General features: G+C 44.0%; 15 protein-coding genes. 7 read left to right on the top strand and 8 right to left on the bottom strand.

Features of this window, described 5'->3' with window-relative positions; translation table 11 throughout:
* Window positions 1-192 precede the first annotated feature (192 nt).
* Both AB6F11_RS20195 and AB6F11_RS20190 read right to left on the bottom strand, forming a co-directional pair.
* The gene (locus tag AB6F11_RS20195) at window positions 193-2,001 is read right to left on the bottom strand and encodes a DUF3413 domain-containing protein (RefSeq protein WP_017065981.1); all 1,809 of its coding nucleotides are present in this window, start codon (window positions 1,999-2,001) and stop codon (window positions 193-195) included.
* Window positions 2,002-2,029: 28 nt separating this feature from the next.
* On the bottom strand, window positions 2,030-2,257 hold the full coding sequence (locus AB6F11_RS20190; RefSeq protein ID WP_004734063.1) for a YejL family protein: 228 nt from the start codon (window positions 2,255-2,257) through the stop codon (window positions 2,030-2,032).
* A gap of 84 nt (window positions 2,258-2,341) precedes the next feature.
* Here AB6F11_RS20190 and yejK point away from each other — a divergent pair, with 84 nt between their 5' ends.
* The 3 genes from yejK to AB6F11_RS20175 all read left to right on the top strand — a co-directional run bounded on the left by yejK (window position 2,342) and on the right by AB6F11_RS20175 (window position 6,110).
* Window positions 2,342-3,346 carry a nucleoid-associated protein YejK gene (gene yejK / locus AB6F11_RS20185; RefSeq protein ID WP_017061190.1) on the top strand — a complete coding sequence of 335 codons (1,005 nt, stop codon included), beginning with the start codon at window positions 2,342-2,344 and terminating at the stop codon, window positions 3,344-3,346.
* A 105-nt stretch (window positions 3,347-3,451) separates the two neighbouring features.
* Window positions 3,452-4,855: an Hpt domain-containing protein gene (locus AB6F11_RS20180; RefSeq protein ID WP_102394517.1), complete on the top strand. Its 1,404-nt coding sequence runs from the start codon at window positions 3,452-3,454 to the stop codon at window positions 4,853-4,855.
* 76 nt (window positions 4,856-4,931) lie between these two features.
* Complete coding sequence (locus AB6F11_RS20175) at window positions 4,932-6,110, top strand: chemotaxis protein (protein WP_102394516.1); 1,179 nt, start codon at window positions 4,932-4,934, stop codon at window positions 6,108-6,110.
* A 104-nt stretch (window positions 6,111-6,214) separates the two neighbouring features.
* Here AB6F11_RS20175 and nhaC read toward each other — a convergent pair whose 3' ends face one another.
* A complete protein-coding gene (gene nhaC, locus AB6F11_RS20170) occupies window positions 6,215-7,651 on the bottom strand; it encodes a Na+/H+ antiporter NhaC (RefSeq protein ID WP_017063453.1) in 1,437 nt (478 codons plus the stop codon).
* Between the two features lie 500 nt (window positions 7,652-8,151).
* Here nhaC and asd point away from each other — a divergent pair, with 500 nt between their 5' ends.
* Entirely contained in the window at window positions 8,152-9,270 is a 1,119-nt protein-coding gene (gene asd, locus AB6F11_RS20165; RefSeq protein WP_017061186.1) for an aspartate-semialdehyde dehydrogenase, read from the top strand.
* Window positions 9,271-9,415: 145 nt separating this feature from the next.
* Here asd and AB6F11_RS20160 read toward each other — a convergent pair whose 3' ends face one another.
* Together AB6F11_RS20160 and AB6F11_RS20155 are read right to left on the bottom strand one after the other, a co-directional pair.
* Window positions 9,416-10,258, bottom strand: a complete 843-nt coding sequence (locus AB6F11_RS20160; RefSeq protein ID WP_029235134.1) for an ion transporter — start codon at window positions 10,256-10,258, stop codon at window positions 9,416-9,418.
* 149 nt (window positions 10,259-10,407) lie between these two features.
* Window positions 10,408-11,046 (bottom strand): YchE family NAAT transporter, encoded by a 639-nt coding sequence (locus AB6F11_RS20155; RefSeq protein ID WP_017061184.1) that lies wholly within the window; start codon window positions 11,044-11,046, stop codon window positions 10,408-10,410.
* A 638-nt stretch (window positions 11,047-11,684) separates the two neighbouring features.
* Here AB6F11_RS20155 and adhE point away from each other — a divergent pair.
* Window positions 11,685-14,390, top strand: a complete 2,706-nt coding sequence (adhE, locus tag AB6F11_RS20150; protein WP_017061183.1) for a bifunctional acetaldehyde-CoA/alcohol dehydrogenase — start codon at window positions 11,685-11,687, stop codon at window positions 14,388-14,390.
* 186 nt (window positions 14,391-14,576) lie between these two features.
* On the opposite strand, the gene AB6F11_RS20145 is transcribed toward adhE, so the two are convergent.
* From AB6F11_RS20145 to sodB, 3 genes are all read right to left on the bottom strand, one after another.
* Window positions 14,577-15,260 (bottom strand): SDR family oxidoreductase, encoded by a 684-nt coding sequence (locus AB6F11_RS20145; RefSeq protein ID WP_017061182.1) that lies wholly within the window; start codon window positions 15,258-15,260, stop codon window positions 14,577-14,579.
* 278 nt (window positions 15,261-15,538) lie between these two features.
* Window positions 15,539-16,042 carry a VC2046/SO_2500 family protein gene (locus tag AB6F11_RS20140; protein ID WP_276605511.1) on the bottom strand — a complete coding sequence of 168 codons (504 nt, stop codon included), beginning with the start codon at window positions 16,040-16,042 and terminating at the stop codon, window positions 15,539-15,541.
* 247 nt (window positions 16,043-16,289) lie between these two features.
* Window positions 16,290-16,874: a superoxide dismutase [Fe] gene (gene sodB, locus AB6F11_RS20135; RefSeq protein ID WP_004734050.1), complete on the bottom strand. Its 585-nt coding sequence runs from the start codon at window positions 16,872-16,874 to the stop codon at window positions 16,290-16,292.
* A gap of 269 nt (window positions 16,875-17,143) precedes the next feature.
* Between sodB and AB6F11_RS20130 the strand changes: the two genes are divergently transcribed.
* Window positions 17,144-17,482: a Grx4 family monothiol glutaredoxin gene (locus AB6F11_RS20130; protein WP_004741702.1), complete on the top strand. Its 339-nt coding sequence runs from the start codon at window positions 17,144-17,146 to the stop codon at window positions 17,480-17,482.
* Window positions 17,483-17,580: 98 nt separating this feature from the next.
* Window positions 17,581-18,210 carry a DsbA family protein gene (locus AB6F11_RS20125; protein ID WP_017061180.1) on the top strand — a complete coding sequence of 210 codons (630 nt, stop codon included), beginning with the start codon at window positions 17,581-17,583 and terminating at the stop codon, window positions 18,208-18,210.
* Window positions 18,211-18,321: the final 111 nt, after the last annotated feature.

Raw genomic sequence — 18,321 nt, 5'->3', positions numbered from 1 at the left:
TTAACGGTTGCCGGTTTTCAAGACCGGTGCTTTCGACCACTCAGCCATCCCTCCAGTGGCGTGAATAATATAAGGGGTGGAGGATCTTGTAAACCCTTAATTTTCATAATTTTGTTTTGTTGCTTGTTTTCTAATCATTCACGGCAATAAAAAAGGGAAGCCATTGGCTTCCCTTTGCTGTTTGCTGATTATTTAGTCATTTTTTGTGTAGAAACGCTGTAGCTCTGTCAGGCCTTGCATCAACACAGGTAAGCGAGGGCTTACGTTTTTCAGGCGCTTGTAATTTTGGTCGTACAATTTGTAGTTACCAAATTTATCCAACACCGTTGTTTGCTGGTCAGTAACAAGAGCAAGTTCACGAGAGTCGCCCGCGAGAATCCACTTTCTGTTACGTTCATTAAACAGGCTGCGACCACTACTGAAATCTGTTGGGTTCGAAGATACACCCAATAGCTCTTGCATCAGTGTTACTGACACGTCTAGATGACTAGAACGGTGGGTGTATTCAGAAGCAGACTTGCCAGGCCAGCTGATAAACAGTGGTACTTGTAACTGATAACGACTGTAGTTGGAGTTTGCACCCCAGCTGTTGGTTTTGGTTTCGTTAAACTCAGTACCGTGGTTAGAGGTAATGATAACCACCGTGTTATCGGCAAGCTCTAAGCGTTCCAGTTCAGCGTAGATAGTTGCTAGCTGAGCATCGGCCGCTGTCGCCGACTTTTGATAGTCTGCTGCAAAACGCTCTGCTGTCGTTAGCGTAGAGTCCGACTCTGAACTTGAATCGTAGCTGGCGAAGTTATCCAGTGTGGTTAATTCAATAAAGTTAAACCAAGGGCGTTTAGCTTGCGGTGATTGAATCCAGTTAGACCAAGCTTTTATGGCACTCTGGTCATCATAAGTTGCTTGCTCTGGCATCACATCACGGCCTCGGAAGATGATATCCGAGTACAGTGCATCACTAAAGTTGTCGCCACTGAAAGCAGCGAACTTGTAATCGTGATTCTCTAAAACATCGAGCAATACTGCGCTTGACCCCTGAGCTTCAATGCTGCTTGCGTAGCTGCTCGGTAGGCCGTAGAACAAGCCAAAAATACCAAACATATCGTTACTTGAACTGTAGTGGTTGGTGAAGTTGATCGACTGTTGTGCGTAGGCATAGCTGTTTGGCATCGCTGTCGCATTAAGAGCGTCAGAGCGAAGGTTGTTCACACTCACCATCAGGATATTAAGATCATCACTGCGGCGGTTGTATTGAATTTTTTCTAGCGGGTAGCTAACTAGGTTTACATTCTCTTTGTTCGCTTCTAAACGCTCAAGGTACTCTTCACGGTCTAATAGGCCATGTTTTTCCATAAAGCTTTTCGCTGTCATAGGGTAAGACAGTGGGAAGTTCGCTTTCTGGCTAGTAATTGGGTTATAGAAGTACGCATCAGCCCACATGTAGGTCAAGTGGCTGCTGATGAAACACAAGAAGAAGACGGCAGTAATCGGACGGCCAATGTGTTTATGAGACAGTTTACGCTGCTTACGCCAAACCCACTCAGATAGACCGAGTTGCAGCAAGAAGATAAGCGGCATAACAATGAAGAGGTGCTGCAAATCAGACGTGAATGCAGATTCCTCTCCACTGAATAAAACCTCCCACACGACAGGCGTCAGGTGGAGGTTTATATTTTGATACGTTTGGGTATCAATCAGTAGGACAGTTAAACCTATGGTCGCGAAGATAACGGCAACCAAACGTAATAACTTCCTCGACGGAAGAATAAAAGTGAGCGGGAACAGCACTAATAGATAGAGCGCGAACACTAAAAAGCCAAAATGACCAACCCACGATGCAGCCAAATAGAATTGGCCTAGCAAGGTTTCTGGCCAAGCAGATTGAGTAATATAACGAGTACCAATCAACATCGCAGCAATGATGTTGAAAAATGCAAACCAGTGACCCCAACCAACCAGTCGAGATACACGATCGCTATATGAGTTTGCGCTGTCTACCATTTATAATTCTTTTATCCGTCAATCAAATTTAGTGAGACTTTTTATCTTCAAGAGAAGAAATTAAAGCCTCGGCAAATTTTTCAGCAATTCCTTTGCGTTGTGAAGCAGCAACATTCTGATTTAAGACATTGGTTGCGATATTTCCAGCGATCATCAGTGAAAGTTCTGGCGAAGCTTTGTGCTTAGTTAGTACAGCACCTACTTCAGCTAGGATTTTTTCAACTTGATCATCTGTGTATTTAGATATAATCGGCATAAGGACTCTAATAATGATAGTAAAAGCGGCTTATGATAACCTACTATGCACGACAACTGAAACCTGAACGGTAATATTTTCACTATGAGCCTTCACCTTTCCAACGTAATTTTACACCAGCTGAGCAAGAACGATCAGGATGAGCTGATTGTTAACTATCGTGCTGAATCTCTAGAAAACGATGCTTCATCTGAAAGCCTAGTTGCTGAACTTCACCGTGTTTTTAATTCAAAAGCAGGCAAAGGGTTTGGTTCTTTCAAATCTGACAGCGAATTCCAGCAGTGGTTGCATCAACTTCGTGCTGGTGAGACAAACTTTTACGATTTTTCTCAAAAGAGTGCGCAACGTCTAAAAGACGAACTATCAAAGTACCCATTCGCTGACGAAGGTATCTTGGTAATGGCTGAATATCAGTCACTTGCAACAGATTATCTTTTCATTGGTTTATTGCCTTCAAACCAAAGCCTAAAGGTAACTGAAGGGCTTGATATTAGTGCGACTGACTACCTTGATATCTCAAAAATGGATATCGCGGCTCGTCTAGACCTTTCAACTTATGAGACTGATAAAGAGTCAAACCGTTACTTAACTTACATTAAAGGACGTGTTGGCCGTAAAGTCGCGGATTTCTTCTTAGATTTCTTACAAGCTGAAGTTGGTTTGGATGCGAAACAGCAGAACCAAGTACTGATGCAAGCGGTAGAAGACTTCGTTTCTGACTCTAAATTAGAGAAAGAAGAAGCGATCAGCTACAAAAAGCAGGTTGCGGATTACTGTAACGAGCAGCTTAAAGCGGGCGATGAAGTACAAGTTCGTGAACTTTCCGGTGAGTTGCCAGCAAGCACAGATGGCACAAGCTTCTTTGACTATACTAGTGAGCAAGGCTACGAGTTAGAAGACAGCTTCCCAGCCGATCGCGCAACTATGCGTAAACTAACAAAATTTGTTGGTGCTGGTGGCGGTTTGAATGTTAGTTTTGATAGTCTGCTTCTAGGCGAACGTATCTTTTACGATCCGGAGACAGACACGCTAACGATTAAAGGCACTCCACCGAACTTACGTGACCAACTGACTCGCAATAAGTCATAGTCCGAAGTTAACGGATAAAAGCGGCAGCAGGACGTTGTCGCTTATTTTGTGCTTAATCTTTTAGCTACGGTCATGGCTTCAAGTTAACACGCACAAGGAATATAGATGGAACAATCAGTAGCAAAGCCCAAACGCTTTAAAAAACCAGCCACCTTTTTGGTTGTGCTCTTGGCTCTGTGGTTACTTCCTTCATTGGCTCTTCTTAATCTAAGCCGTTCCTACACCAATTCTCTAGCTCAAATCGAAGAGCTCGGTATTCGAGTCAACGAATTGAGGCAATCGCTTTATTTCTCAGAACCGCTTCGAGTCTCTCGTATCAATAATCTCGCACTCGATGCTCAGTTGGTTTATTCGATCCGACTGCAGATTGAATCTGATTTCCAACACGCCTTGTTTCGTCCTGATGTCAACCAACTGTTGTACGTAGCTGATCAGTTCCTAGAAAAGTTCGATGAGTTCATTCCAATAGAAAGCCAAGTTCAAGACATCGTTGATAACATTAAGATCTTGCGTGCTGATAAAGAGCTTTCCCCTCAGCTAAAACCGCTCCTCAACGAATTCGGTGTTGTGGTATTTGAAGCCATGTATTCTGAAAATCAAAGTTCGTCAGCGACTTATCGCGCCTTTGATTCCATTCTAGAAAAATCTTATTCCTTAGAAAACGAAGAACAAGATGCACTCCAACAACTACTGGCTGATGCGTCAGCATTGTTGAGTGATTACGCTCAGCTTAACTATTTGGTTGATAAGATTAAGAAAAACTCAGTAAATGAACAGATCATAAAACTCGAAGCTGAGTTCCATGATCGTCAATTCAACCTATTGTTGGTGATGCTAGGCTTAAGCTTGGTGGCGATGAGCGGGATAGTGTTTTGGGGCGTTAGGTCCACAAAAACGATGAAAGAAGCAGACCAAGAACTCAGCTCTGAACTAGAAATTAATTCAAGTAAGGAAGACGCTTCTTATAGCGATGTTGTTTCCTCAGCAGTGAAACAAGCAGATAGTGACGCTTATGTATCCGAGAACAGGCCAACGCGCCAGTCTTCCGACTCTCAACCTCCGCAGAGCGTTAACGTTACAAGCCAACCCGTTGTACCGCAATACTCTATTCAGCAAGTCCCTGAACAGGCGCCAGTAGTAGAGAAACACGTTGCCAGTGTCACAGATTCAAAGCCTGCGATTGATATCGAAGACATGTTAGAAACGCTCGATGGTGATGCTGAGTCTGTCGAACTCTTGCTTGGTGTGTTTGTACAAGACCACGCAGGTGACTACGAGAAGTTTAAGTCTTTGTTGACCAAAGATGAAACCTCCGCGGCTCGCATTGTACATAGCTTAAAAGGCGTGGCTGGCAGTATTAAAGCGTCTCGGTTAGCCATCATTGCCGCAACCATTGAAATGACAATGAAGCAGTCCAGAGCGATCAGTGAACATGATTTAGCTGAACTAGAGCAGGCTATAAAAGCCTCTGTGGATTCTGCTCATGAATATTTAGACAGTCAGCGTTAACTTTTACAGGATTTTTGACAATACTCTGACGAAGCGCTCATACAATCAGCGCCCTTAGTCTTTGTCAGAGGTTTATATGTTACGAGTTTCGAGTCGAAGTTGGATGGTGTTGGTGCTTAGCATTGTGCTAAGTGGTTGTTCTCTCTTAGAAGTTAAGTTAGATAGTCAAACGACGCCTCTCACTCAACAAGAGTTAAATGCTCGGCTCATGACGCGTGAATACGCCAAGATGTTTTTTACACGAGTAGAAGACTCGGCTGATTTAATCGCGCAATTTTATCCTGCTGATGACACTTTACATCAATCTTATGTGTTGCTTTGGAAGATCCATGCAGAGCAGGGATTACAACAAGCGGCTTACCAAACTTCCCCAATGTCTGCGTTAATTGACTCGTGGGTTTTCACTGCCCAAATGAATCAGTTTTATAGCCAAGGCGATGGCGCGGACCTATTCGCGACGGATGATGCGGTAGAGGCTGCTCGTTTTCTTGACCAAGAAGCAGATAAATTGGCAAAGGGTGTATTGAACTCCAGTGATTTCAAAAAAAGCAAAGCGTTCGTTGCTCAGTTTGCTGCTAGCCACCCATTTAAAGACCTCACATTCAGAAGCACACCAGCTTACCGTGAATGGCTAAGTTACCTTGGTAAAGACGAATCGCAAATCGTTCAGAGCTTAGGCACCATGCCAGAAGCCATGAGTGACGCATCTGATCGTTTAAGCCTTATGGCTGACCAGACACCGAAACTGATGTCGTGGAAGGCGGAGCTGGTTGCATTGAATAGCTCGCTAACGGGTGAAGACCTATCGATGACGCTGGAAAGCCTTCGTCAAACATCAGCAAGCATGCAAGACTTCATTGAGAACAACCCGGAGTACATGCAAACACTGGCTTCTATTATGTCGACAGAAATGCAACCATTGCTCAACGACCTCAGTGATAAAACCGACCAAAAATTAGCGATGCTGAGTGATGAACGTGTGGCATTAGAAAAAATGGTGACACGTGAGAGAGAAGCTCTAGTAGAGATGATTGCGAAAGAGCGCATCGAGATTGCCGGCATTGTGACTTCAGAAAGAGAACTGTTCACGCAAGACCTTGATCGCGTCTCTCAAGAGGTGGTGGTACTGGCGATTGATAAGCTAATGGAGTTAATCAAAGGTGTGATTATCTACTTCATCCTGTTTATCTTAGTAGTGTTCTTTGCACCGTTAGGCATCGGTTACTGGTTGGGTAAACGAACCGCCAATAAATAGATAAATAAGTAAATCAGCAGATCAAAAAAGAGCGCTCTAGGGCGCTCTTTTTGCATTTATCCATTAACGTTTTGAGTTACGTTCGAAAGCGTTAGCTCCTGAACTTAAGCTTGTTGCTTGCTTAACTCGGTCGCTTCTTCAGCTTCAAACGCTGGTGCTGTTGGTTCACACTTATCAACGAACCAACCCATGTAAGATGTCACGATAGTCACGATGATACAGATGAAGCTTAACCACATGAAGGGTGCGTAAGACAGCGTCGCAACACCAAGAATACTCGCCATGTAGATACCGTTATCACTCCAGGGAACCATACCCGACGTTAGCGTGCCACCAAACTCAGCATTACGAGATAGGTTCTTACGCTTGTAGCCTAAACGGTCGTAGTTTTTCGCACAGATTTTTGGTGTAAGGATTAACGATACGTACATTGCAGAACCGAACACGTTACCCATGAAGGCCGTACCAATTGTGCTCGTCGCTAGTGAGCCTGCGCTGTTTACGCGGCGCTCAAACACCTTAGCGATTGTCTCTAGTACGCCCACTTTATCCAGTAAGCCACCGAAACCTAGACCAAATACGATAACCGCAACTGAACCTAGCATTGAAGACATGCCGCCACGGTTAAGAATCGAATCAATAAACTCTACGCCAGATGAGATTGAGAACGGTGCCCAAGCAGTGTTGAATGCCGTTAGGAAGTCGATATCTTGGATCATGACTGCCCAGATAATACCCAGCAGAGAACCAAAACTGATGACCGGGAATGAAGGCATACGGAAAGCCAACAGACCAAGCACGATAAGTACCGGAACGAATGAGTAAGGCGTGATGTAGAACTGAACTTCCATCGCTTTGATGACAGAGTCTACTTGGCTCATGTCAACGTTGCCCGCGTAGTGGAAACCAAACGCAGTAAACATGATGCCTGTAATCACGTAGCTGATTAACGCAACTGGAAGCATGCCTTTGATGTGTTCAACCACTTCAACACCAGACATTGAAGAAGCCAGAATCACTGAATCAGAAAGAGGAGACATCTTGTCACCGAAGTAACAGCCTGACAGCACGGCACCTGCAGTAATCGGTGCTGGAACACCTAGGCCTTGGCCGATACCCATCATCGCGATACCTGCTGTACCCGCAGCACCCCAAGAAGTACCGGTCGCCAATGCAGTTAGAGAACAGATGATCATGGTCGCTAAAAGGAAGATAGAAGGGTGGATAGCTTTCAGACCATAGTAAATGATAGTAGGTACGATCCCGCCTGAGATCCAAGTACCAACAAGAGCGCCAACGGCTAAAAGTATTAAAACCGCGCCTAAGCCATTGGATATTCCTTTGAGTGCTGCTTTTTCTAAGTCTTTGTATTGGTGTCCAAGACGAATACCAAGAACCATGATAATGAACCAGCCAATATACAAGGCAAGTTGAATTGGAAGGTCAAGCTTTGCAGTAAAGGAAAAAGCAAGGGATAGAAATAGTCCTAACGCGATGAATACCTGCAATAGGTTCGGTAGGCGAGTTTTACTCTGCTTCATAAAAGCCTCTTGTGATTTCGAGCATTTATAGTGCTTCGTTATAGTGTGTGGTGCAAAACGGACACTACAGTAATTAGTTTATTATATCGAAAAAATACGCCCAAGTTGTGATATTTGACTGTTAACTCAATCAATTGTGGTTTCATAATCTAAATTTTTGTTACATTCATGATTGTTACATGTTGAAATCTGTCGCACGTTGTTTTCGTTTTGTAAAATAAAACTCTGATTAACCTTGGTTTAAAAGAGGGATTTACTGTTTGTGATGAGCGTCGATTGAATCGACTTTGGCGATGTAAATGTTTGAATTTGACGATAATGGACGCTTAATCAATGAGGTGGAGATGGAATGTCGATACAGAGATAACTGCACGATTCATTACGTTCACTTAAAAGAAACGAAAAAGTTACACTTTTTGACAAAAAGCACTTGAGTTCTGTTTCTGAAAAACTTATAGATGGGGGAGAGCAATTTTTAATTTATACATGGAGAGTGAGCGATGAGAGTAGGTCTAGTTGGTTGGCGCGGTATGGTTGGTTCTGTACTGATGCAACGTATGGTTGAAGAGAAAGACTTCGACTTGATTGAGCCTGTTTATTACAGCACATCTCAGATTGGTATTCCTGCCCCTGTTTTAGGTGGTAAAGATGCGGGTCTACTTCAAGACGCTTTTGATATTGATAGCCTAAAACAGCTTGATGCTGTGATTACCTGTCAAGGCGGCGATTACACATCAAAAGTATACCCAGCACTGCGTCAAGCAGGTTGGAAAGGTTACTGGATTGATGCAGCATCTACTCTGCGTATGGATGCTGATTCAATCATCACTCTTGATCCTGTTAACTTGGCTCAAATCCAGCAAGGCATTCACAGCGGCACCAACACGTTCGTTGGCGGTAACTGTACTGTGAGCTTAATGCTTATGGCTCTAGGTGGTCTGTACGAGAAAGGCATGGTTGAGTGGATGAGTGCCATGACTTACCAAGCAGCTTCTGGTGCGGGTGCTAAGAACATGCGTGAGCTGATCTCACAAATGGGTGTGATCAACGACAGCGTAAGTTCTGAGTTAGCAAACCCTTCAAGCTCAATTCTTGATATCGATAAGAAAGTGGCTGATACGATTCGTTCATCTTCATTCCCAACAGACCAATTTGGTGCTCCGCTTGCAGGCTCACTGATTCCTTGGATCGATGTGAAGCGTGAAAACGGTCAGAGTAAAGAAGAGTGGAAAGCCGGTGTTGAAGCGAACAAGATTCTTGGTCTAGATGGTCAGCCAATCCCAATTGATGGTACTTGTGTACGAATCGGTGCAATGCGTTGTCACGCTCAAGCACTAACGATCAAGCTTAAGCAAGACGTGCCAATGGACGAGATCGAAGAGATCATCGCAACGCACAATGATTGGGTTAAAGTGATTCCTAATGACCGCGACATCACGGCACAGGAGCTAACACCAGCGAAAGTAACAGGCACAATGTCTGTACCTGTCGGTCGTCTGCGTAAGATGTCGATGGGTAACGACTTCCTAAACGCCTTCACGGTTGGTGACCAACTACTTTGGGGTGCTGCAGAACCACTACGTCGTACTCTACGCATTATCCTTGCTGAGAAATCGTAATAGGCAAGATTGCTTAAATTCTATTAGCTGATAAACCGAAAGGGTTGACGACAAACGTCAACCCTTTTTAGTTTATTGCTACCTCGTTATTCGGCCCTCGAAACTGCCCTTAAATCTCTTCGCATCTCGCTACTCGAATCTGCTTTTATTTCTCGTCGGTGACGACACGCTTGTCTGGATCCGCTAATTCGCTAGCACAGTGCTTGCAATACATGGCGTCTGAATCATGACCCGCTCGGTTACAGTTCGGGCACTTAACCAACTCTTTGTGCGAGTTCATCTCATTACTGAGTTCTGCAGTAATGATCCCGGTTGGCACTGCTAAGATAGAGTAACCCAATAGCATGGTCAGTGATGCTATGGCTTTACCAAGCGCGGTCTGCGGCACCATGTCACCATAACCTACCGTAGTGATAGTCACGATGGCCCAATAGATACTGTGAGGAATACTGGTGAAGCCATTGTCAGGACCTTCAATAACAAAGATCAAGGCGCCAAAGATAACCACCAAGATGCCGACGGTGCTAAAGAAGATCAGTATCTTTCGTCGTGCCATTAATAGTGAGCGCAACAGAATATTGGAATCTTGCAGGTAGCGAACCAGCTTTAGAATTCGGAAGATACGCATCACACGCAGCAGTCTCACCACACCCATAAATGAAGCGCCTGGGAAGATGATTGCTAGGTAGGTCGGAAGAATCGCCAATAGGTCAACGACACCATAAAAACTGGTGGCGTAAGATTTTGGCTTTGGGGAGCAATAGAGCCTTAACAAATACTCAAGAGTGAAGAGTGCAGTGAAGGTGTATTCGATATAACGCAGCTGTTGTGACCATTCGGTCATCACATTAGGGATGGATTCTAAGATCAGAACCAACAGCGAAGCCAAGATTGCAACGATCAGAGTTATATCAAATGCACGTCCGGCTGGCGTGTGAGTACCAAAGATAATGACGTACAAATGATGCTTGAGTGGCTTGCGTGACATAAGGAGAGGTTCGTCTTCTGTTAAATGCATTAACAGTCATTATACAAGCTTCATAATAACGAGGCGAGTGAAAGCCCAATTGCTTTACTCGCCTCATCTATATTTCAATATTGTTGCCCTTTATAGAGCAACCGAAATGTTGTTAAACGTTATGCCAAGCCTGGGAACAGATTACGTAGGCCATTGGCGATGAACTCGATGCCCAATGCGCCAAGAATCAGACCCATGATACGAGTGATCACGTTGATACCCGTTTGACCTAAAAAGCGAACGATAACCGGCGCTGAACGGAACAAAAGCCAAGAGCACGTTGCGAATGCGATGATGCTAATGCCGATGCCGACCGTATCAATAGCAGCAGGATAGCGAGAACCATAAACAATGGTCGAGCTGATTGCACCTGGGCCTGCCATTAGCGGCATAGCAAGTGGAACAACGCCGATCTGCTCTTTGCTGATGTATTCAGACTTCTCTTGTTTGTTCTGCTTATCTTCACCGAGCTTACCGCTCATCATCGAAAATGCGATGCTCAATAACAGTAAGCCACCAGCAACGCGGAATGAATCCAACGAGATGCTAAACATATCAAGAAGCATTTGCCCTGCAACAAGTGACATAATCAAGATCACGGCAACAGCAATATTTGCTTGTAAGGCTGTCCTGTTCCTCTCTTCTGGCGGCATATGAGCAGTAAGAGAAACAAAAACAGGCATGATGCCGATTGGGTTTACGGCAGCAACAAGCCCAAGGAAGAATTGCATAAAAATTGCGAGTTCTAAGCCTTGCATGAGAGCGATCTCCAGTTAGCGTACTTAAGGTTGAAGGGTTGATCTGTGAATAGTTTAGGCGCGTAATGTAAGGGACAAACTCAATTTACGCGAATGAAAAAAACTAACTTGAAATGGGTGATTCTTTTTAGAAAAACTAATTGAATCTCACTTTTGTTTTAAGCCTGTTGCAAGCTAGCTGGTAGTGTTTCATTTTGTAATTTATTGTTGAGTAACTGTTAACCGACGCACGAAATTAATAAAAATTATGTCAGAATCTAGCCCGTACAACGCTATGGATATACTCTCAGTAGCACGAATATAGCTGTATACATGTAATTTAACGGACTAAAAATGAAACTTTTTTACAGTTTATTACGCTATGTAGAAAAAAGTTGTCTGTTTGCTTGTTTTTTGCGCGAACGAAAAGTGTGAGTTTAATCTATATAAATCATGCTCTTAAGTTCATTTTTGCGATTGCCTTACTACTTTCTGGTTAATTCTTTTTGGGTAACTGATCTGGGTCAATTTTTTTCACACAGTGAAATAATATACTCAGCCCTGAAAGCAATTTACTAAGAACGCTGGTGTTTAAGGTTAACGGCAAGCAGCGAATTTAATAAAAAGTTTTTAATATTTATTATTTTAGGAGATCCACCATGCCTGTAACTAACTTAGCGGAACTTGATGCTCTAGTAGCTCGCGTTAAAGCAGCACAAGAAGAGTTTGCAACATTCTCTCAAGAGAAAGTAGACGCAATCTTCCGCGCAGCTTCTCTTGCTGCTAACCACGCTCGTATTCCACTTGCTCAACAAGCAGTTGCTGAATCTGGAATGGGTATTGTTGAAGATAAGGTTATCAAAAACCACTTTGCATCTGAATTTATCTACAACAAATACAAAGACGAAAAAACATGTGGCATCTTAGAAGAAGATGACAACCTAGGCACAATGACTATCGCTGAGCCTGTAGGTATCATCTGTGGTATCGTTCCAACAACGAACCCAACTTCTACAGCAATCTTCAAATCTCTAATTTCTCTTAAGACACGTAACGGCATCATCTTCTCGCCACACCCACGTGCAAAGAACTCAACTAACGACGCAGCGAAACTAGTTCTAGACGCAGCTGTTGCAGCTGGTGCTCCAAGAGACATCATCGGTTGGATCGACCAACCATCTGTAGAGCTTTCTAACGCGCTTATGAAGCACGACGGTATCGCACTTATCCTTGCTACTGGTGGTCCAGGCATGGTTAAAGCAGCATACTCTTCAGGTAAGCCTGCTATCGGTGTTGGTGCTGGTAACGTTCCTGTCGTTATCGATGAAACAGCTGACATCAAACGTGCTGTAGCATCTATCCTTATGTCTAAGACTTTCGATAACGGCGTAGTATGTGCTTCTGAGCAAGCTGCAATCGTAGTTAGCGAAGTATATGACGAAGTTAAAGAGCGTTTCGCTTCTCACAAAGCTCACGTTCTATCTAAAGCTGACGCTGATAAAGTACGTAAAGTTCTGCTTATCGACGGCAACCTAAACGCTAAAATCGTAGGTCAACCTGCTCCAGCAATCGCTGAAATGGCTGGTGTTAAAGTTCCTGCTGATACAAAAGTACTTGTAGGTGAAGGTCTTGGTAAAGTTTCTTACGATGACGAATTCGCTCACGAGAAACTATCTCCAACTCTAGGTCTATTCCGCGCAGATGACTTCGAAGACGCAGTTGCTCAAGCGGTAACTATGGTTGAAATCGGTGGTATCGGTCACACATCTGGTCTTTACACTAACCAAGATACTAACGCAGACCGCATCCGTTACTTCGGTGACAAGATGAAGACTGCTCGTATCCTAATCAACATCCCGACTACTCACGGTGGTATCGGTGACCTGTACAACTTCAACGTTGCACCTTCTCTAACTCTAGGTTGTGGTTCATGGGGTGGTAACTCTATCTCTGAGAACGTAGGTCCTAAGCACCTTATCAACAAGAAAACTGTAGCGAAGCGAGCTGAAAACATGTTGTGGCACAAACTACCTAAGTCTATCTACTTCCGTCGTGGTAGCCTTCCAATCGCAATGAGCGACCTAGAAGGTAAGAAACGCGCATTCCTAGTAACTGACCGTTTCCTATTCAACAACGGTTACGCAGATGACGTAGTTAGCTTGCTTAAAGCACAAGGCATCGAAGTTCAAACTTTCTTCGACGTAGAAGCGGATCCAACGCTATCTGTTGTTGAGAAAGGCGCTGAAGCAATGAAGAGCTTCCAACCTGACGTAATCCTTGCTCTAGGTGGCGGTTCTCCAATGGATGCTGCTAAGATCATGTGGGTTATGTACGAGCACCCAGAAACTCACTTCGAAGAACTAGCAATGCGCTTTATGGACATCCGTAAACGTATCTACAAGTTCCCTAAAATGGGTCAAAAAGCTGAGCTTGTATGTATCACTACAACTTCAGGTACAGGTTCAGAGGTTACTCCATTCGCTGTTGTTACTGACGACAAGACTGGTGCTAAATACCCACTAGCTGATTACGAAATCACGCCAAACATGGCTATCGTTGATGCGAACCTAGTAATGAACATGCCTAAGTCTCTAACAGCGTTCGGTGGTTACGATGCAGTAACTCACGCTCTTGAAGCTTACGTATCTGTTCTAGCGAACGAGTACTCAGACGGTCAAGCTCTTCAAGCTCTTAAGATGCTTAAAGAATACCTACCATCAAGCTACAAAAATGGTGCGGCTGACCCAATAGCTCGTGAGAAAGTACACAACGCAGCAACTATCGCTGGTGTAGCATTTGCGAACGCATTCCTAGGTGTGTGTCACTCAATGGCTCACAAAATTGGTGCTGAGTTCCACCTACCACACGGTCTTGCTAACGCACTACTTATCTCAAACGTTGTACGTTACAACGCGAACGATAACCCAACTAAGCAGACTGCATTCTCTCAGTACGACCGTCCACAAGCACGTCGTCGTTACGCTGAAGTTGCTGACCACCTAGGCCTAAGCCAAGCTGGTGACCGTACAGCTCAGAAGATTGAACGTCTACTGACTTGGTTAGAAGAGCTTAAAGTTGACCTAGACATCCCACTATCTATCCAAGCTGCGGGTGTTAACGAGTCTGACTTCATCGCTAAACTAGACGAGCTAGCTGTTGAAGCGTTCGATGACCAGTGTACAGGTGCTAACCCACGTTACCCTCTAATCACTGAGCTAAAAGAAGTTCTAACAACTTCTTACTTCGGCCAACCATACGTTGAAGGCGAAACTTTCGAAGGTACTACAGTTATCCTTAAGAAAGCAGACCAAAAGCCAGCTGAAGCGAAAGCGCCAAAAGCTAAAAAAGAAAAAGCTAACGCATAATAAGTAAGCATTAGTTTTGAGATAAGTTTTCGCTAGCACGATACTTATCTATCGGGAAAAGATGAAAGCCCCAGTCGAGAGACTGGGGCTTTTTTTATGTTTGGTTCGTTTGTAAAACGGATTGAGAGGCAATAGCTCTGCTACTTAATATGAGCTGAGCCAGTCATGTTCAATTGGAATAGGGAGTTAAACCTCTGCCGCGACAACTCGCCCACTGAAGTAGTCATTCGAGACAATGTATTCGGTTGTTCTGGTCAGCTCGTCTTGCAGCTGTGCCCAGTGACATCGGTTGAGCTTGCCATCGGAGTTATGAACGGCGGGAACAACGCCACCGACTCGAATGCCAAAGGGAGTCAGCTCTTTCGCCCAACTATGGGTAAAGCCAGTGATCATTGAGTTTGCGCTCTCTAAGCCAGACACATCGTGAAAGTCATCATGAGATATCACATTCACAATCACGCCTTCCTTATCTTCCTCTCGCAATCTCTCAGCACTGATTTGCCCAAATGCGAACAGGGTCGATGCCATCGATGAGAGATCATTAATAAAGCTGCTCACAGGCTGATCGCCAATTAGGCTAGGCATTGGGGAGCTTATCCAGTTATTGACCAGCACATCGGGTGTCGTGTTGAAGGTGGTTTGAATAAAATCATATACGCTGAGAATCGCTTGGCTGTCATTGCCTTTGAGCGTGTAGTGGTAAACAGAGTCAGAAAACCGGGCACACTGTAGATACGTCGCTTTAAGTGCTTCCGTGTCTTTATCACAAAGGATGACGGTGGCTCCAAGGTTAACAAAGTGGTTCGCAATCGCCCCCCCCAGTCGCGAGCCGGCAGATGTCACCAATATGATTGAGCTTTTTATTTCCATCCCAGTACCTAAACAAATCGTCCATGTCGGATAAGGATGGGTTAAAATTTATACAACGGGTGTGAATTGGTTCAAACTAAGGTGTGCCAATTAATAAGTTTTTATGAACTTAGTGGCACGTCACATTTTGTAGTAACTTCAAGCGGTAACCGACATCAGGTGTTTTTAGGTTGCCTAAGGCTAATGGTTCATATCATTCGTGTGAATACTTTGAAGTGTGCGAGTTAGTCGAAGAAGAGCTATGGATAGACAGCGAAAAAGGGAAAGGTAGGCGACCGCTATACTTGAGCTTGAATTTGATACTGACGTTGCGCGGTGGTTAGCTCATTGTAGAGCGTGGCATGTGGCAAATCAGGTAAATGCTTGTTTGCGAGTTTGCGTCGGTCATGACCAGAAAGGTTTTGGTAAACCTCTTCGGGTAAGTCGGCTGTATCTTCAGGCATGAAGGCAAGCGCTTCAGGTTTCAAGTAATGGCTGAGTTTGGCGCTGGCAAGGCTAGCTTGATGAAAATGATTAGATTGCTGAGCTGAAATCTCATATGAAGACTGGTTTGAACGCAGTTGTTGAGGTTCTGCTACGCCAAATTGTTTGCGCAGGCGATCTTCATTTGTCTCTGTGATTTCAATGGTGTCAATTGGCGTGCAATCACGGACATCATTAGAAAACATAGATAACAGCAACGCGAAATCTGCACGGCGACCTTGCTCAACCGCTTGGCTGATCCCGATGCCGAACTTCAGTTCGTTGATGATTCCTGGTTTGTCTAAAGTATGTATTTGCATGTCGCCTCTCATTGGATACACCTTTAACGGCATGGAGTCGGCAAACTTTAGTGTTTAATTACAGGCAAATAGAGAATTTATGTAGGGTTGGGAAGAAGGCTATCAATAGTTCGAGAAATAAGCGCTATTGGCGGGTTTATTACGAAATGTTTAGATTTTGTGGAACACGACAGATACAAAAAAGCTCACGCCGAGGCATGAGCTTTCAATAGATAACTCGCTATAAATAGCGCAGCGTAAGCAATAATTACTTAGCTAGGTTCTCTTCTACGAAAGACCAGTTTACTAGGTTCCAGAATGCAGCCATGTAGTCAGGGCGAACATTGCGGAAATCGATGTAGTAAGCGTGTTCCCATAGGTCAACAGTTAGAAGTGGAGTAACACCTTCTTCTGTTAGAGGAGTAGCAGCGTTAGAAGTGTTAACGATGTCTAGAGAACCGTCAGCTTTCTTAACTAACCAAGTCCAAGAAGAACCGAAGTTGTTGATTGCTGAATCAGTGAATTTCGCTTTGAATTCTTCGAAAGAACCGAATGCAGCGTTGATAGCTTCTGCAACAGCGCCAGTTGGTTCGCCGCCCGCTTTAGGAGCAAGACAGTGCCAGTAGAACGTGTGGTTCCAGATTTGAGCAGCGTTATTGAAAACACCACCAGTAGAAGTCTTAACGATCTCTTCTAGTGTTTTGCCTTCAAACTCAGTACCTGGGATAAGGCCGTTTAGCTTAACAACGTAAGTGTTGTGGTGCTTACCGTGGTGGAAATCTAGCGTTTCTGCTGAGATGTGTGGTTCTAGCGCGTCTTTCGCGTAAGGAAGAGCCGGTAGTTCAAATGCCATTGCTCAATTCTCCATTGATATGAAAGAGTTAACTCTTTCGATTGCTTCCAGTGATATTATTATTCATGGCTCGCTATACTGCCAACCATGGTCAATTTGCTGACTTGCGATATAGTTTAGCAAGTTTTTACTTTATTAAAAGCTTATTTCATTACTTTTGTGTGAATTGTTAGCTTAGCTTGTTAACCGCTTTTTTTATATGGTTTTTATTCTTTTAGTTTGGGGTAGAATAAAGGCAATAAAAGCCGTAATCCATTAACGAGGAAGCAATGGAAACTATCGATAAAATCAAACAGCAAATTGAAGAAAACACTATTCTACTGTACATGAAAGGTTCTCCTAAGCTACCTAGCTGTGGTTTCTCTTCTCAAGCGTCTCAAGCTCTAATGGCATGTGGCGAAAAATTTGCTTACGTAGATATCCTACAAAACCCTGATATCCGTGCAGAGCTTCCTGCTTACGCACAGTGGCCAACTTTCCCACAACTTTGGGTTGAAGGTGAGCTAATCGGTGGTTGTGACATCATTCTTGAGATGTTCCAAAAAGGCGAACTTCAGCCAATCATCAAAGAAGCAGCGGCTAAAGTTGCTGGCGATGACGCTGAATAAGTTCTAGCCTTTGCGCTGAATAGTTAAAATGAGGGGCCTTAATCAGGCTCCTTTTTTGTTTGAATTGATCGAATCATTGACTCGATAAGGAATGAACAATGAACGTAAAACTTCATTATGTGCATGATCCAATGTGCAGCTGGTGTTGGGGTTACAAGCCAACACTTGAGTTATTGAAACAACAATTGCCTGCGAGCATTGAGTTTAACTATGTAGTGGGTGGTTTGGCCCCGGATTCTGATGAGCCAATGTCAGAAGAGATGAAAGGCAAGCTGCAAGCGATTTGGAAGCAGATCGAAGCTAAGTTGGGTACTGAGTTTAACCATGATTTTTGGACAGAGTGCCAACCTGTTCGCAGTACTTACCCTGCGTGCCGTGCCGTGATTGCTGCAGGTTTTCAAGACCACTACGAAGCGATGCTTGAAGCGATTCAACATGCTTACTACCTTCGTGCGATGTTGCCACATAGCCAAGACACACATTTGCAGTTGGCTGAAGAGCTAGGTATGAATGTTCAACAGTTTGAAAATGACCTTTCTAGCAAGTTATTGGAAAGTGAGTTAGATGACCAGCTAGGCTTTAAAGAAGCGATGGGTGTATTTTCTTACCCGACCTTAATGCTTGAAGTGAACGGCATCTTTAGTGAAGTTGAATTGGATTATCATTCAACGGAAGCGACGCTTAAGTCTATTCGCGAAATTTTAGTGAGTAATGCTCCCGCTGCGTAATTCAGCGAGAGTCATCTGTATTCGCAATGGTTTCTAAGGCTTACTCATCAGAGTAAGCCTTTTTTGTTGTGCGCCGAGCATGGCGTTGATCTAGGAGGTGAAAGTCCTCTA

The sequence above is a fragment of the Vibrio sp. 10N.247.311.14 genome, assembly GCF_041467715.1.
GTDB lineage: Bacteria > Pseudomonadota > Gammaproteobacteria > Enterobacterales > Vibrionaceae > Vibrio > Vibrio crassostreae_C.
Note: the sequence above shows the minus strand (reverse complement) of the source record. Positions and strands in the feature narration are given on the sequence as shown.

Coding starts and splice junctions, on each gene's coding strand:
- AB6F11_RS20180 (WP_102394517.1), top strand. CDS start 3,452: ATGGAACAATCAGTAGCAAAGCCCAAACGCTTTAAAAAACCAGCCACC.
- AB6F11_RS20190 (WP_004734063.1), bottom strand. CDS start 2,257: ATGCCGATTATATCTAAATACACAGATGATCAAGTTGAAAAAATCCTA.
- AB6F11_RS20195 (WP_017065981.1), bottom strand. CDS start 2,001: ATGGTAGACAGCGCAAACTCATATAGCGATCGTGTATCTCGACTGGTT.
- nhaC (WP_017063453.1), bottom strand. CDS start 7,651: ATGAAGCAGAGTAAAACTCGCCTACCGAACCTATTGCAGGTATTCATC.
- yejK (WP_017061190.1), top strand. CDS start 2,342: ATGAGCCTTCACCTTTCCAACGTAATTTTACACCAGCTGAGCAAGAAC.
- adhE (WP_017061183.1), top strand. CDS start 11,685: ATGCCTGTAACTAACTTAGCGGAACTTGATGCTCTAGTAGCTCGCGTT.
- AB6F11_RS20125 (WP_017061180.1), top strand. CDS start 17,581: ATGAACGTAAAACTTCATTATGTGCATGATCCAATGTGCAGCTGGTGT.
- AB6F11_RS20175 (WP_102394516.1), top strand. CDS start 4,932: ATGTTACGAGTTTCGAGTCGAAGTTGGATGGTGTTGGTGCTTAGCATT.
- AB6F11_RS20145 (WP_017061182.1), bottom strand. CDS start 15,260: ATGGAAATAAAAAGCTCAATCATATTGGTGACATCTGCCGGCTCGCGA.
- asd (WP_017061186.1), top strand. CDS start 8,152: ATGAGAGTAGGTCTAGTTGGTTGGCGCGGTATGGTTGGTTCTGTACTG.
- AB6F11_RS20130 (WP_004741702.1), top strand. CDS start 17,144: ATGGAAACTATCGATAAAATCAAACAGCAAATTGAAGAAAACACTATT.
- AB6F11_RS20140 (WP_276605511.1), bottom strand. CDS start 16,042: ATGCAAATACATACTTTAGACAAACCAGGAATCATCAACGAACTGAAG.
- sodB (WP_004734050.1), bottom strand. CDS start 16,874: ATGGCATTTGAACTACCGGCTCTTCCTTACGCGAAAGACGCGCTAGAA.
- AB6F11_RS20155 (WP_017061184.1), bottom strand. CDS start 11,046: ATGCAAGGCTTAGAACTCGCAATTTTTATGCAATTCTTCCTTGGGCTT.
- AB6F11_RS20160 (WP_029235134.1), bottom strand. CDS start 10,258: ATGTCACGCAAGCCACTCAAGCATCATTTGTACGTCATTATCTTTGGT.